The organism is Brevibacterium sp., from assembly GCF_031179145.1.
Taxonomy (GTDB): domain Bacteria; phylum Actinomycetota; class Actinomycetes; order Actinomycetales; family Brevibacteriaceae; genus Brevibacterium.
Genome location: NZ_JAPSIB010000010.1, coordinates 61,223 through 75,739, shown reverse-complemented (window position 1 = coordinate 75,739; position 14,517 = coordinate 61,223). Strand labels below are relative to the sequence as shown.

15 protein-coding genes are annotated in these 14,517 nt (G+C 67.5%); 10 read left to right on the top strand and 5 right to left on the bottom strand.

Features of this window, described 5'->3' with window-relative positions; genetic code table 11:
• Positions 1–3: 3 nt before the first annotated feature.
• From RIT73_RS09190 to RIT73_RS09175, 4 genes are read right to left on the bottom strand one after another with little or no spacing between them, the layout of a single operon-like run.
• On the bottom strand, positions 4–1,449 hold the full coding sequence (locus RIT73_RS09190) for an Ada metal-binding domain-containing protein (protein WP_309131771.1): 1,446 nt from the start codon (positions 1,447–1,449) through the stop codon (positions 4–6).
• Positions 1,450–1,504: 55 nt separating this feature from the next.
• Positions 1,505–1,870: a CrcB family protein gene (locus RIT73_RS09185; RefSeq protein WP_309131770.1), complete on the bottom strand. Its 366-nt coding sequence runs from the start codon at positions 1,868–1,870 to the stop codon at positions 1,505–1,507.
• Positions 1,867–2,322 carry a CrcB family protein gene (locus RIT73_RS09180; RefSeq protein WP_309131769.1) on the bottom strand — a complete coding sequence of 152 codons (456 nt, stop codon included), beginning with the start codon at positions 2,320–2,322 and terminating at the stop codon, positions 1,867–1,869. Before RIT73_RS09180 ends, RIT73_RS09185 begins: the two co-directional genes overlap by 4 nt.
• 10 nt (positions 2,323–2,332) lie before the next feature.
• Positions 2,333–3,109 (bottom strand): YggS family pyridoxal phosphate-dependent enzyme, encoded by a 777-nt coding sequence (locus RIT73_RS09175; RefSeq protein WP_309131768.1) that lies wholly within the window; start codon positions 3,107–3,109, stop codon positions 2,333–2,335.
• Between the two features lie 70 nt (positions 3,110–3,179).
• Here RIT73_RS09175 and RIT73_RS09170 point away from each other — a divergent pair, with 70 nt between their 5' ends.
• From RIT73_RS09170 to RIT73_RS09135, 8 genes are all read left to right on the top strand, one after another.
• Positions 3,180–3,860, top strand: a complete 681-nt coding sequence (locus RIT73_RS09170; RefSeq protein WP_309131767.1) for a hypothetical protein — start codon at positions 3,180–3,182, stop codon at positions 3,858–3,860.
• Positions 3,861–4,011: 151 nt separating this feature from the next.
• Positions 4,012–6,075: a primary-amine oxidase gene (locus RIT73_RS09165; protein WP_309131766.1), complete on the top strand. Its 2,064-nt coding sequence runs from the start codon at positions 4,012–4,014 to the stop codon at positions 6,073–6,075.
• A 12-nt stretch (positions 6,076–6,087) separates the two neighbouring features.
• The gene (locus tag RIT73_RS09160; RefSeq protein WP_309131765.1) at positions 6,088–7,500 is read left to right on the top strand and encodes an aldehyde dehydrogenase family protein; all 1,413 of its coding nucleotides are present in this window, start codon (positions 6,088–6,090) and stop codon (positions 7,498–7,500) included.
• A gap of 126 nt (positions 7,501–7,626) precedes the next feature.
• Complete coding sequence (locus RIT73_RS09155) at positions 7,627–8,487, top strand: TetR family transcriptional regulator C-terminal domain-containing protein (protein WP_309131764.1); 861 nt, start codon at positions 7,627–7,629, stop codon at positions 8,485–8,487.
• Positions 8,484–9,395, top strand: coding sequence for a 3-keto-5-aminohexanoate cleavage protein (locus RIT73_RS09150; protein WP_309131763.1), 912 nt, complete (start codon positions 8,484–8,486; stop codon positions 9,393–9,395). The genes RIT73_RS09155 and RIT73_RS09150 overlap by 4 nt, the downstream gene beginning before the upstream one ends.
• On the top strand, positions 9,392–10,426 hold the full coding sequence (locus tag RIT73_RS09145) for a 3-hydroxyacyl-CoA dehydrogenase NAD-binding domain-containing protein (protein ID WP_309131762.1): 1,035 nt from the start codon (positions 9,392–9,394) through the stop codon (positions 10,424–10,426). The genes RIT73_RS09150 and RIT73_RS09145 overlap by 4 nt, the downstream gene beginning before the upstream one ends.
• A complete protein-coding gene (locus tag RIT73_RS09140) occupies positions 10,423–10,920 on the top strand; it encodes a thioesterase family protein (RefSeq protein ID WP_309131761.1) in 498 nt (165 codons plus the stop codon). The genes RIT73_RS09145 and RIT73_RS09140 overlap by 4 nt, the downstream gene beginning before the upstream one ends.
• Positions 10,921–10,968: 48 nt before the next feature.
• Positions 10,969–11,511 carry a YdeI/OmpD-associated family protein gene (locus RIT73_RS09135; RefSeq protein WP_309131760.1) on the top strand — a complete coding sequence of 181 codons (543 nt, stop codon included), beginning with the start codon at positions 10,969–10,971 and terminating at the stop codon, positions 11,509–11,511.
• Positions 11,512–11,541: 30 nt separating this feature from the next.
• On the opposite strand, the gene RIT73_RS09130 is transcribed toward RIT73_RS09135, so the two are convergent.
• Positions 11,542–12,462, bottom strand: coding sequence for an LCP family protein (locus RIT73_RS09130; protein ID WP_309131759.1), 921 nt, complete (start codon positions 12,460–12,462; stop codon positions 11,542–11,544).
• 184 nt (positions 12,463–12,646) lie between these two features.
• Here RIT73_RS09130 and RIT73_RS09125 point away from each other — a divergent pair, with 184 nt between their 5' ends.
• On the top strand, positions 12,647–13,024 hold the full coding sequence (locus tag RIT73_RS09125) for an ATP-binding cassette domain-containing protein (protein WP_309131828.1): 378 nt from the start codon (positions 12,647–12,649) through the stop codon (positions 13,022–13,024).
• On the top strand, positions 13,021–14,517 hold the full coding sequence (locus RIT73_RS09120) for a protein adenylyltransferase SelO family protein (RefSeq protein ID WP_309131758.1): 1,497 nt from the start codon (positions 13,021–13,023) through the stop codon (positions 14,515–14,517). Before RIT73_RS09125 ends, RIT73_RS09120 begins: the two co-directional genes overlap by 4 nt.

Sequence of the window (14,517 nt, the reverse complement as noted above, 5' to 3'; positions counted from 1 at the left end):
CTCTCATGAGCTCGAATCGGTTCGAGTCTGCTGTGCCCACAGCAGGTGCGTGACGTAGGAACGCCACGGACTGCAGGCATCTGTCGTTTCGATGGTCGTTTCGCTGTCCAGGCGGGCAAGTGCCTTCTTGATCCCCAGGTCGGAGCTGAGGAACACGTCGGGGTCGCCGAGGGCGCGCATGCGGATGTAGCCGACACTCCACGGCCCGATGCCGGGCAGTGCCAGCAGCGACCGCGCAGCCTCTTCCCGATCACAGCCGGGTCCGATGTCGATCGTACCCGCGGCCAACGCATCGGCGACGCCCCGAACCGTTGCGATCCTTCGCTTCGGCAGAGCCCACTCCCCCTCGGGAACCGCGGCGACCACCTCGGCGGTGGGGAAGAGCCGATCCACCGTGCCGAGCGTGAGCGCCTCGGGCAGCTCTGCGCCGTGGCCGGCGACGAGTCGATCGAGGTGGGTGCGGGCGGCCGCGATCGAGATCTGCTGTCCGAGCACGGTCCGGATGACGAGTTCGACTGGGTCACTGTGGCCCGGTGACCGAACTCCCGGCGCGGAGTTCGCGAGACCTCCCAGACCCGCCCGGGACAGCGCCGAGGAGATGGCTGCGGGATCGGCGTCGAGATCGAGGATCCTCCGTGCCTTCGCCACCGCGCTTCCCAGGTCTCGGCTGTCGCTGAGCCGGAGCCCGCATTCGACGCAGTCCCTGTTCCCGGGCCGCAGGGAGATCACCGCGGGCCCGTGGGCCAACCGCAGCGACCGGGTGTAGTGGTGCGGTCCTGCATCCTCGATGCCGGTGACGGCGCGAGCGGCGAGGTAGCCGAAGACCGCCTCGAGGTCGATCGGGGGCCGGTAGGCCAGGCGGACCACGAGCTCCCCGGGCGGTCCTGTGGGCGCTGCACCCCGGCGGAGTGCGCTCGGTGTGGTTCCGTAGATCTCACGCATGGTGTCGTTGAACTGCCTGATGCTTCTGAACCCGGCGGCGAAGGCGATCTCGCTCATCGTCAGGGCCGAGGATTCGATGAGCGTCCTGGCCGTGCGCACTCGTTCGTTCCGGGCGATGGCGAGCGGTCCGGCGCCGAGTTCGGCCTGGAGCACCCGTCCCAGCTGGCGGCTGCTGTAGCCCAGCGCCGAGGCGAGCCCGGAGACTCCTTCCCTGTCGACGAATCCGTCACGGATGAGTCGCATGGCACGCCCGGTGACGTCGGCGCGCACATCCCATTCCGGAGAGCCGGGGCTGGAATCGGGGCGGCAGCGTTTGCACGCGCGGTAGCCGGCGTCCGCTGCGGCTGCCGCGGTCCGGTAGAAGTCGACGTTGGGCCGCAGCGGAGTTCGCGCGGGGCACGAGGGGCGGCAGAAGATGCCGGTGGAGCGCACGGCCGTGAAGAACATTCCGTCGAAGCGACGGTCGCGTCCCTGCACCGCCTGGTAGCACTGGTCAGCTGTGAGCATGTGTCCATTCTGCTCGTCTCGGCGGACCGGTGCCAGCGGTTTTCGGACATGACAGTCACAGGGTCTGGCCGATGAGGATCCCGCCCACCGCGGCGAGGACGATGACCGTGGCACCGCCGAGAGCATAGACCGCCGCCAGTGCCGGTCGGCGGCTCATGAGGAGCCTGACCACATCGTACGACGCGGTGCTCAGGGTCGTGTAGCCACCGAGGAAGCCCGTGCCGACGACCTTCCCCCAGAGCGGGTCGAAGCCGGCCGAGAGCAGGATGCCGAGGGCGAAGCTGCCGGTGAGGTTGATGAGAAATGTCGCCCACGGAAAGGCCGTGGACAGTCGTGACCTGATGAGTTCGTCGACGAGGTAACGGGTGGCAGCGCCCACGCCTCCGGCCAGACTCAGGGCGAGGAGAACGAGGATGCTCATGCTCGCCCGCTCCCGCCTCGGCGAATGTCACCTTGACGAATGTCGTCCCGACGGCTTCCGGGCACGATCATCGTGCCGATGAGCGCGGCCGCCACCCCGGAGACCACGGTGAGCAGGGCATAGAAGGTCCCGGCGATGGGCACGGCCGCGGTGGCGAAGGAACCGGAGACGAAGGCGAACGAGCTGTACGAGGTGAATCCGCCGATGATTCCGGTGCCGGCGAACAGGCGCAGTCGCTGCAGGCCCTCGGTCGCCGCTAGCGGTGAGAGCTCAAGCGCGCGCAGGAGGAAGCCGAGAGCCAGGGAACCGACGACGTTGCAGGCCAGCAGTGTGGTCGTCGACAGTTCTCCCCCGGTGAGCGCGACGTCGAGTCCTGCCCGCAGGAAGGTGCCGATGATTCCGCCGAGGAGGACGAAAGCGGCGTTGCGGAGTAGCCGGCGAGGGGGATGCACGCGAGCCAGTCTACGATTCCGGCCAGTAGTGGCTGTCCGGCAGGGCCCGCTCGCCGAAGATCGCCTGCCCCACGCGAACGCACGTCGAACCCTCCTCGATCGCGACTGCGTAGTCCCCGGACATCCCCATAGACAGCTTCCCGGGCCCGATGAGGTCCGGGTCTGCTTCTCGCGTCCGGTCACGCAGGCTTCGCAGCAGCTGGAAGCAGGTTCGCACCCGTTCGGCGTCGGTGGAGAACACGGCCAGCGTCATCAGCCCCTGCACATTGAGCGTCTCGAACTGGGGCAGCTGGGACAGGAAGCCCGGCAGATCCTCGGGCGGCATGCCGAACTTCGACTCCTCGGCTGACGTGTTGACCTGGACGTAGACGTCGAGGCTGCGACCCTCGGCCTGAAGCCTGCGGTCGAGTGCGGCGGCGACCTTGATCCGGTCGAGGGCTTGGAACTCGGCGGCGAACTTCGCCACGTCCTTCGCCTTGTTCGACTGCAGATGACCGATCACGGCCCAGTCGAGGTCGAGGTCGGCCATCTCCTCGGACTTGCGGTGGGCCTCCTGGACCTTGTTCTCCCCGAACCGTGTCAGCCCTGCCTCGACGGCCAGCCGGATCCGCTCCTGGGGAACGGTCTTGCTCACCGGCAGCAGCTCGATCTCCGCCGGATCCCGGCCGGCCCTCTCCGCGGCGACAGCGATCCGGCGCTTCACCTCGGCGATGGTGGAGCGGAAGTCCTCCACGGTCCGGGCCGTGAGGAACTGGGCGGCGTGGCTGAGTTCGTCGGGGCTGCTCATGAGATCATGGTACTCAAACGGCGTGTCGAGCCGTCCCCTCAAGCATGACTCTGCAGGAAGTCCCCCACCGATGCCCTCCACCCCGACTCCACCCGCTCACCCGCCCAGACGCGAGCTCGCGAACGTCAGCGCCGTCGCGCAGCTGCGCGGGGGCCGCCTGGCCCGCCGCCTCCCCCAGCTCCTCGCCGGTCTCTACCTGTTCGGGGCATCGATGGCGATGATCGTGAATTCGGGTCTGGGCATGATCCCCTGGGACGTCCTCCACGCGGGGATCATGCGTCACGTTCCGCTGACGTTCGGCACCATCATCACGATCCTCGCGCTCCTCGTGCTGCTCCTGTGGATCCCGCTCAAGCAGCAGCCGGGACTGGGCACGGTCCTCAACGCCCTCCTCGTCGGACCCTCCTTCGACCTCACACTCCTGTTCCTGCCGCAGCCGCGGGAGCTGGGTTGGAGCATCGTGCTCCTTCTCGGCGGCATCGTCCTCAACGGAGTCGCCTCGGCGATGTACATCGGCTCGCAGTTCGGCCCCGGTCCCCGCGACGGGCTGATGACCGGCCTGTCCCGCGTCACCGGGCGCTCGATCCGCCTCGTCCGCACGCTCATCGAGGTCGCAGTCGTGGCGGTCGGTTGGCTGCTCGGCGGCGTCGTCGGGATCGGCACCCTCCTCTACGCCCTGAGCATCGGACCCGTGACCGGAGCGCTGCTGCCGGCCTTCACCGTCTCACTCCGGCAGTCACAGCACGACTGACCCCTGACCGGGAACGATGTCGTTCCGCAGTTCGCTCTCGGTGTGCACCCACCGTCATCAGGAGTGCACGCAAACACAAAGCCCGCTTGGAGCCGGTGACCCTATGCTGGAGACACCGACGGATACAGCCACGCTCTCAAGGACGTGTTCAATGACGCACAGCCCCGATCGCAGCCATACCCACGGCAAGCGAGTGACCACTCCGGACCGGGCCACCCACCCCCTCGACCCGCTGACCGCCGACGAGATCGCCGCCGCCCGGCAGGTCCTCGTCGATGCCGGACGCTTCCGCGACGACACCCGGGTGCCCCGGATGCTCGCCGTCGACCCGCCGAAGGAGGCGCTCGCCTCCTGGCAGCCGGGAGATCCGCTCGATCGGAGGATCAAGGTCACCCTGCTCGATCGGACCACCGCACAGGCCGCCGAGGCGGTCGTGTCCCTCGACCGTGCAGAGGTCGAGTCCTACGAGGTGCTCGCCAATGCCGAAAGCCCGTATGGTCAGCCCCAGTACCTGTTCGAGGAGTACGCCGACGCCGAGGCGATCGTCAAGACCTCGTCAGAGTGGCAGACGGCGATGAAGCGCCGCGGGCTCGAAGAGCACATGGAACTCGCCTTCTGCTCACCGCTGGCACCGGGGTTCTTCGACCGCGACGACGAAGTGGGCCGCCGGATGGTCCGCTCCCACACCTACCTCCGCTTCCATCCCGATGACAACCCGTGGGCCCACCCCATCGAAGGTCTCGTCGTCCACGTCGACCTGACCACCCGCGAGGTCATCCGCATCGATGACGAGGGTGACGTGCCGGTCCCGCAGGAGTCCGGGGACTACACGCTGCGTGCCCACGGCCCGGCCCGCACCAGCCTCAAGCCGATCGAGATCACCCAGCCCGAGGGTCCCAGCTTCTCCGTCGACGGCAGCCAGGTGCAGTGGGAGAACTGGAAGTTCAGGGTCGGCTTCAACCAGCAGGAAGGGCTCGTCCTCAACCGGATCACATTCACAGACGGCGAGGCGGACCGATCCGTCGCTCACCGCGCCAGTGTGCCCGAGATGGTCGTGCCTTATGGGGACAACTCGACCAGCCGGTACTGGATCAGCTACTTCGACGCCGGTGAGTACCTGCTGGGCAAGAACGCGAACTCTCTGGCGCTCGGCTGCGACTGCCTCGGCGTCATCCACTACTTCGACGCCTTCGTCGCCGACGATCACGGCCACCCGGTGAAGATTCCGCAGGCGGTGTGCATGCACGAGGAGGACTACGGGATCCTCTACAAGCACACCGACATGGACACCGGCGCGGAGACCCGTCGCAGCCGCCGCCTTGTCATCAGCTACTTCTCCACCATCGGCAACTACGACTACGGCTTCTTCTGGTACTTCTACCTCGACGGTTCGATCCAGGTCGAGGCGAAGGCCACCGGGATCGTCTTCGCCGGCGCCGGCATCCCCGGGACCGACGAACCGCATCGAACGGAGATCGCCCCGGGCATCTTCACCCCTGTCCACCAGCATCTGTTCTGTGCTCGGATCGACGTCGACGTCGACGGACCCGACAACACACTGCACGAGATCAACACCGCAGGCGTGCCGATCGGTCCGGACAATCCCTACGGCAACGCGTTCACCTGGACCGACACGCAGCTGAGTTCGGAGCTCCAAGCCAGGCGGGAGGCCAGCGGCGCGACCAACAGGGTGTGGGAGGTCCGTTCGGCCCACCGGACGAACCACGTCGGGCGACCGACTGCCTATTGGCTGATCCCGGAGGGCCGCGGTCTGCTCGCGGCGCAGACCGAGGCCACCGTGCACGGCCGGGCGAACTTCGCCACTCACCATCTGTGGGGAACGCAGTACGCCCCGACCGAGCTCTACCCGGCCGGGGACTACCCCAATGCGCATGCCCCGGGTGCGGGACTGCCCGAGTGGACGAGCCGGGACCGCAGCCTCGACGGCGAGGACATCGTCCTCTGGCACGTCTTCGGCCCCACTCACATTCCCCGGACCGAGGACTGGCCAATCATGCCGGTCGACTACTCCGGCTTCTGGTTCAAACCGCACGGTTTCCTCGACCGCAATCCGACGATGGACCTTCCGGCCGAACCCGGCGCCGGTGGTCAGCACGAGGCAGGGACAGCGCCGAGCGGTGCCACCTGCTGCGGCGGCACCTCTGAGACGGGGACCGCCGCCGACAACACCTCATCCACGAACCCGACCGCTTAAGAGGAGAACCCGATGAATACCTACGACAGTCTGCTCGCCGCCGTCACCTCGGACGATCCGGATGCACGCGAAGTCCGCGATCCGGCGACCGGTAAGATCATCGGCCGCGCCCCGGTGAAGGGTCTCGAGGACCTCGAGGCCGCCCTCGACGCGGCGACCTCCGCGCAGCCGCGATGGGCGGGGCTCGAGGACGAGGAACGCACCATCTATCTGCACCGCGCGGCGGACGCCATCGAGGCCGCAGCCGAACCCTTGGCCCAGCTGCTCTCCCGCGAGCAGGGCAAGCCACTCAACGGACCCAATGCCCGGTTCGAAGTGGGTGCGTGCTCCGTGTGGACGCGGGCGGCTGCGGACACCGAGCTGCCCGGCGGCGTCATCCTCGACGACGAATCGGGCCGAGCGGAGATGCACTATCGTCCCCTCGGCGTCGTCGGAGCGATCTCGCCGTGGAACTGGCCGATGATGATCTCGATCTGGCAGATCGCCCCGTCCCTGCGGATGGGCAACACCGTGGTCATCAAGCCCGCCGAGACAACGACCCTGTCCGTCATGGCCCTCGTCGCGGTGCTCAACCAAGTGCTGCCCGAAGATGTCCTCACCGTCATTCCCGGCAAGGGCTCCGTCGTCGGTGCCGCTCTGACACAGAGCGACAAGGTCTCGAAGGTGATGTTCACCGGCTCGACCCCCGTGGGCAAGCAGATCATCGCCGCCAGCGCTGACAACGTCACCCGGCTGACCCTGGAGCTGGGCGGCAACGATGCGGGCATCGTCCTTCCCGACGTCGATCCCGTCGCGATCGCCGAAGGTCTGTTCTGGGGTGCCTTCATCAACACCGGCCAGACGTGTGCCGCGCTCAAGCGCCTCTACGTCCATGACTCGGTCCACGACCAGGTGGTCGAGGCCCTGACCGAATTCGCGAAGCACGTCCCGATGGGCGTCGGCCTCGACGAGAGCAACCTCCTCGGACCCCTGCAGAACCAGGCGCAGTACGACATCGTCGAACGGCTCGTCGATTCCGCTCGCGCCAGCGGAGCCACCGTGGCTCTCGGAGGGAACCCCGAGCCCGATGCTCCGGGCTACTTCTACCCGACGACCGTGGTCACGGACATCGATCCCCATGCCGAACTGGTCGTCGAAGAGCAGTTCGGCCCCGCCCTGCCGATCGTCCGGTACTCCGACATCGACGAGGCTCTCAGGCTCGCCAACGAGCTCGAGGTCGGGCTCGGCGCCTCGGTGTGGTCGAACGATCGTGAGGAGGCGAAGCGAGTCGCGGCGCGCCTGGAGGCGGGCACCGTGTGGATCAACTCCCACGGTGGGCTGCACCCGATGGTGCCCTTCGGCGGGATGAAGCAGTCCGGCTACGGTCGTGAGTTCGGCGTCGAGGGACTCAAGGCGGTGTCCGAACCGCAGGTGATCAGCGGCTGAGGCAGCCCGGAGCAAGACACCGGAATCGAGGCACCCGAATGCTGTCGCCCCGACGACCTTGCGATAGCACTGACGGTTGGTCAGCTACCCTTGCGATCTGCGCAATTTCCGCCTAGGCTCTCAGTCATGGCTCCGACCGTCGACGACGATTCCACCGCCACTCGCGCGAAGCAGGCGATCAGTGCCAGCGGGCTGTCCCAGCGGCAGCTTGCGGCGACCATCGGCATCGACGAGTCGAAGCTGTCGAAGTCCCTGGCCGGTCGCCGCAATTTCACAGCGGCCGAACTCGTCGCGGTCGCCACCACCACCGGCGTCACCGTGCAGTGGCTGCTCGGTCAGGAGTCCAGCGTCTCGGCCACTCCCCCGAAGCTCGCAGCCGGTCTCGTCAACGCCGATGGCCCCACGCCGCGCCGACTCATCGTCGAAACCGCCTGGGATCTGTTCGCCCGGCTCGGCTATGACTCCGTCCGCATCGCCGACGTCGCTGAGGCCGCCGGCGTCTCCAGCGCCAGCGTCCATTACTACTTCCCGAGCAAGTCGGGGCTCTTCGACGCCACTCTGGGCTACTCGGTCAAACTCGCCTTCGACCGGCAGATCGCCTGGTTGGGTGATATCCCCGATCCCAAGCGCAGGCTTGAGCGCCTGCTCGAGCTGCAGTCGCCGGTCGGCCGGACGGCGCGCAGCGAATGGTCGATCTGGCTCCAGATGTGGAGCCGGCTGGCCCTCGAGAACGAATCCGTCCCCGACTACCACGCCAGCTACGACCGCTGGTCCCGCACCGTCCGGGCCACGCTGGAGGATGGGCAGGCCAGCGGTGTCGTCCGCGCCCGCGACAGCGCGGAGATGACAGACGAACTCACCTCAGTGCTTGACGGCTTCGGTGTCAAGGTCCTCACCGGCGTCCTCGACGTGGCCACATTCCGCAGACGCCTGTCTGCCTATCTCAACCGATCCGTCTTCACCAATTCTGATGAGGAGCCATCATGAATCGCAAGGTCATTCTCACCTGCGCCGTCACCGGAGCCGGCGACACCGCTGATAAGAGCGAGCACGTCCCGGTCACCCCGGAGGAGATCGCCTCCGATGCGATCGCCGCGGCCCGCGCCGGCGCCTCGGTCGTCCACATCCATGTCCGCGACCTCGAGACGAAGCAGGGCTCACGGGAGGTCGCATACTATCGGGAGGTCGTCCGCCTGATCCGCGAATCAGATGTCGACCCGGTCATCAACCTCACCGCTGGGATGGGTGGCGACCTGGTCATCGATCCCCAGGAGCCCACTTCCCAGATGCCCGGGACCGATCTCGTCAACGCTCTCGAGCGCCTGCCTCATGTCGAAGAGCTCCTGCCTGAGATCTGCACCCTTGACTGCGGATCGCTCAACTTCGGTGAGGGCTCGAACATCTATGTGTCGACCCCCGACATGCTCAGGGAAGGGTCGAAGAAGATCCAGACCCTCGGGGTTCGTCCGGAGCTCGAGATCTTCGACACCGGCAACCTGTGGTTCGCCAATGTCCTCGTCGAGGAGGGGCTCATCGATCCGCCGCCGCTCTATCAGCTGTGCATGGGCATTCCCTACGGCGCCCCGGTCGACGCCCGACTGCTTCACGCAATGGTCGGCATGCTGCCGAAGGGAGCGGAGTTCACCTCCTTCGCGATCGGACGCGACCAGCTGCCCTGGGTCGCCCAGTCCGTGCTCGCCGGAGGGCATGCCCGCGTCGGACTCGAGGACAATCTGTACCTGGCCAAGGGCGTCAAGGCCACCAACGAGTCGCTGACCGATCGTGCCGTATCCATCATCGAGAGCCTCGGCGCCCAGGTCGCCACCCCGGCCGAAGCTCGCGAGATCCTCGACCTCAAGGTGCAGGTGCCGACGGCGATCGGAGCAGAACTGTGAGCACGTACCCCACCATGGAGGACATCACGACGGTCGCCTGCGTCGGAGCCGGCACCATCGGGGGCGGCTGGACCGCCTACTTCCTCGCTCGCGGCTACTCGGTGCGGGTCTGGGATCCCTCTCCCGTCGCCGGCGAGAAGCTCTCCCGCCTCATCGATGCCGCCTGGCCGGCCCTGTCCGAACTCGACAAGGTCGACGGCGCCGACAAGTCGGCCTGGTCGATCCACACCGACCTCGCCGAGGCGGTCGCCGGGGCCGGCTTCGTCCAGGAGTCGGCGCCCGAGGATCTCCACCTCAAACGCCGGCTCTTCGCCGACCTCGACGCCGTCTGCGAACCCGACGTCGTCATCGGGTCCTCGACTTCGGGATACTCGACGACCGAGATGGCCACCGAGGTCACTCACGCCGAACGCTTCGTCGTCGGTCACCCCTTCAACCCGCCCTACCTCATCCCCCTCGTTGAGGTCGTCGGCGGAGAGAAGTCCTCGCCCGAGGCCGTCGGCTGGGCGGCCGACTTCTACTCCCGGATCGGCAAGTCCGTCATCCGGATGGACCGCGAGGTCCCCGGCTTCATCGCGAACCGGTTGCAGGAGGCACTGTGGCGCGAAGCGCTGCACATGATCGACAACGGCGAAGCCACCGTCGACCAGATCGACCGCTCGATCACGGACGGTCCCGGCCTGCGCTGGCCTTTCCACGGGCCGATGCTCACCTTCCACCTCGCCGGCGGCGAAGGCGGAATGGCGCATATGCTCGACCACTTCGGACCCTCCCTCAAGTCCCCGTGGACGCGGCTCACCGCTCCGGAGCTGACGCAGAAGCTGCGCGACGACGTCGTGGCCGGATGCCTCGAGGCCAGCGACGAACGAACGATCGTCGACCTCGTCGCCGAACGTGACGCCGGCATCATCGCATTGCGGAGGCTGACCGGCTCGGGACTCAGCTCCGCCGGCGCCGACGCGGCCTCCGCGGGCACAGCCTCCGCCTCCGGCACGGTCTCCGCAGCAGAGCTCGACGGGGCCGCGGGATGACCGGAACCGGGGGCACCACCTCGGCGGCCGACTCCCTCGCGACACCACCGTCGGCGACAACCCTGCCGGGCTACGTCACCGACGTCGCTCCTGAGTGGATCGATTACAACGGGCACATGTCGGAGGCCTACTACGTCCTCGTGTTCGGATTCGCCACGGACCGACTGATGGACCGCCTCGGCCTTGACGCCGCCTACCGGGAAGCCACCGGCTGCTCGTTGTACACCGTCGAATCCCATATCCGGTTCCTCGATGAGGTGTCACTCGACAGCCGCCTCCAGGTCAAGGCGCATCTGGTCTCCGCCGGGGCGAAGAAGCTGCACCTCGCATATGAGATGGTCGTCGGCTCCACCGTCGTCGCAACCGAAGAGATCCTTGCCCTGCACGTCAACCAAGCCGAGGGCGGAACCGTTCCCTTCCCGGAGGAGGTCAGAGCCCGCATCGCGACCCTCGACACCCACCTGCCCGAGTGGAGCGGTCGCCGAATCGGGTGACACGGCTATCCTGTCAGCACATCGCCTCATCCCCGAAGGAGCCAGCCGATGCCCACCACGAAACAGACCTCTCAGCCGATCGCGTTCACCGGCAACCCGGAGCAGCTCGGCGACCGGACGATCATCAGACTGCCCGACGACGCCAGCGCGCAACTTCCCTCCCGGGGGCAGGTGGCGGCTCACGCCATGATCGGTGAACACCAGCAGCGCATCGTCGTCGAACCCGACGGCATGCGCGGTCACTGGATCGGCATCGACGACGAACTGGGCGAGCGCCTCGGCGGCGGTGAAGTCGCGGTGTCGCTGACCCCGACCAAGGACTGGCCGGAGCCGGAGCTGCCCTCCGACTTCTCGGCCGCCCTCGGCGGCGCCCCTCACCTCGCCGAGGTGTGGGCCGGTCTGACCCCGATGGCCCGCTGGGAATGGGTGCGGTGGATCGGGGCGACGAAGAATCCGGAGACGCGGGCCAAGCGCGTGCGGGTGTCGATCTCGAAGCTCGAGGACGGCAAGCGTCGGCCCTGCTGCTTCGACCTGTCCTCCTGCACGGACCCGGAGCTGTCGAAGAGCGGGAAGCTGATCTCCGCCGACTGAGCCACGTCGCCCCAGCCGATCATCGTGCTCTCAGTACCCGAGAGAGGCGATGCCGCGGACGAACTCGGCGCCCTCACCTGCGCCCAGTGCGTCCCGCAGGGCGGGGACGGCTTCCTCATCGAAACCGACCCTCACGGCCCCGGATTCCTCGCGGCGCGAGGTCGTCGGGACCGTGACGGTGATGATGTCGGTCTGTGCGACCTGGCGCAGCCGCCCGGAGAGTCCGGCGAGCTCCTTGGTCGTCACGCCGGCATCGGTCCGGGAGCCCGCAGCGACCTCGCCGAAGATGGCGACAAGCTCCTGGGGATTCTTCGCCAGCCACCCGAAGTTGAGTGCTCCGACGACCGCGCGCAGCAGCGCCCGCTGGTTGCGGGTGCGTGTCTGCCCGGCGTCGTCGACGGCAGAGGTGGTGGCGAACGGCCGGGCTGTCTCGCCGGTGAGATGGTTCGTACCGCTGACGAATTCTGCGGTGCCGGAGGTGAACGCAGTCGAACTGTAGACGGCGAGCGGGCCCAGCCGGTCGATGATCGCGGCGAGCGCGTCGAAGTCGAGCTCCATCACGTGATCGACCCGCTGGCCGAGGAACTCTTCGACGACGGCCACGTACACCGGCCATCCGGATTCGTCGACCAGCGTCCCGAGGCTGACACCGGATTCGACTTCGGTACTGGGATTGAATACGAGGATGAAGAGCCCACTGCCATCGGCGGGAAGGTGGACGAGGGCGAAGATGTCGCCGTCCGCGGTCCTCTCGCTGTCCGCGGTCCCCTCGGCGTCGGTGAGCACGCGCAGGAGCAGATTGATCGCGTCGGCGGGTTCGGGCCGGGTCGATGCCGGTGGGAAGACCGACTCGGCGTCGAACTTCCGATCGGGGTCGTCGAACTGGGCGCGGGCGCGGGTCGCCGCCTTCAGCGACGAGAGAGAGGCGAAGACGTTCTTTACGTGGGGCACTGGTTCAGGCTTTCTCTCACTGCTCGGTCATGGGCATCACCGCCCGGGCGTCCCCTGAAACTCTACTCGACCATTCGCTCCTGCTCGCCCCCGTGTCCTGATGCTAATGTTTCAAACACAAGCCCTGCTGTCCGGCAAGGATGCGGATCACGCTGCGCATCACACTGAGGAGCGACCTGTGGGAATCGAATTCGAAGCGGTGTCGAAGGTCTACCCGGGCTCCAGTCCTGCAGTCACCGAGTTCTCGCTCACCGTGCCGTCCCACCGGACCGTGGTCCTCGTCGGCTCCTCCGGGTCGGGCAAGACGACGCTCCTGCGCATGGTCAACAGAATGGTCGAGCCCACCTTGGGGCGGGTCCTCATCGACGGAACGGATGTGGCGACCCACGTCGTGCCCGTGGCCAGCGATGCGGTCGATGACGCCGCCTCCGAGGTGGTCGACGAGGTGAGTGCGAAGCTGACGACCGAGGAACTGATGAAGCTCAACTCCCGCAGCACCGAGGAGAAGCTTCCCGCCGCCGACATCGCCGGTGACTGGCTGAGCGAGGCGGGGCTGAAATGAGCGTCGCCGTCGGAAGCAGATTCGCCCGGGAGCTGCCCGAGATGGCGATCCCCTGGCGCGCCGAGGAGTTCCCCGCCCCGATGGTGCTGGTGCTCAATGAGCAATTGGCGCGCGACCTCGGCTTCGATCCCGCGCAGCTCCGCACGGACGAGGGGGCGCGTCTGCTGACTGGGAACCTGGTTCCCGAGGGTGCCGCCCCGGTGGCACAGGCGTACTCCGGTCACCAGTTCGGATGGTATTCGCCCCGCCTCGGCGACGGTCGGGCCCTTCTCATCGGCGAGCTGACGCGACCGGGCGGCGGGCTCGTCGACCTCCACCTCAAGGGCTCGGGACCGACGCCGTTCGCCCGCGGGGGCGACGGCTTCGCGGCTCTGGCCCCGATGCTGCGCGAACATCTCATCAGCGAGGCGATGCACGCGCTGAACATCCCCACCACCCGCTCCCTGGCGGTGACGACCACGGGAGGGAACATCCACCGGTCGGGTCTGCAGTCCGCCGCGGTGCTCGCCCGCATCGCCAGCAGCCATCTGCGAGTGGGAAGCTTCCAGTACGCTGCCGCCACCGGCGACAGCGACCTCCTCCGACGACTCACCGATCATGCGATCGACCGCCATCATCCGGCCGCCGCCTCTGCCGAGAACACCTACCTGGCTCTTCTCGACTCAGTGATCCGGAGGCAGGCGGAGCTCATCGCCGCATGGATGCATGTCGGCTTCATCCACGGGGTGATGAACACCGACAACATGACGATCTCGGGAGAGACCATCGACTTCGGCCCGTGTGCATTCATGGACGCCTTCGACCCTCAGACGGTGTTCTCCTCGATCGATGAGACGGGACGCTACGCCTACCGCAATCAGCCGCTGGTGGCCGAATGGAACCTCGCCCGTTTCGCCGAATCACTCCTCCCGCTCCTCGCCCAGGACCAGGAGGAAGCGGTGAAGCTCGCCGAGGCGTCACTGGGCCGATTCCGAGAGCACTACAGCGCCACGTGGACACAGGGGATGCGAGCCAAACTCGGCCTGCCCGGCAGAACCCCGGCCGACGCCGCGACCGTCGCCGACGCTCCTCAGCCTGCCCCCGACGAAGCATCGACCCTGATCGCCGACCTGTTCCCGATTCTCCAGGCGCATGCGGTCGACTACACCTCGTTCTTCCGCGCCCTGAGCGCCGCGGCTCGCGGCGACGAGGAACCAGTCCGTTCCCTCGTGGCCGGGGCCGGGGCGGACGACACCGATATCGACGGCTGGCTGCGTCGGTGGCGCACCGCGGGCCCCGACCCGGCTCTCATGGATCGGACCAACCCGGTCTACGTCCCCCGCAACCACCTCGTCGAGGAAGCGCTCGAAGCGGCGACCACGGGCGACCTCGACCCGTTCACCCGCCTCCTCGACCTCGTCACCTCCCCGTACACCGAGCGCCCCGGCGCTCAGCGCTATGCCGCACCCGCGCCGGAGGGGTTCGGGCCGTATCGGACCTTCTGCGGCACCTGA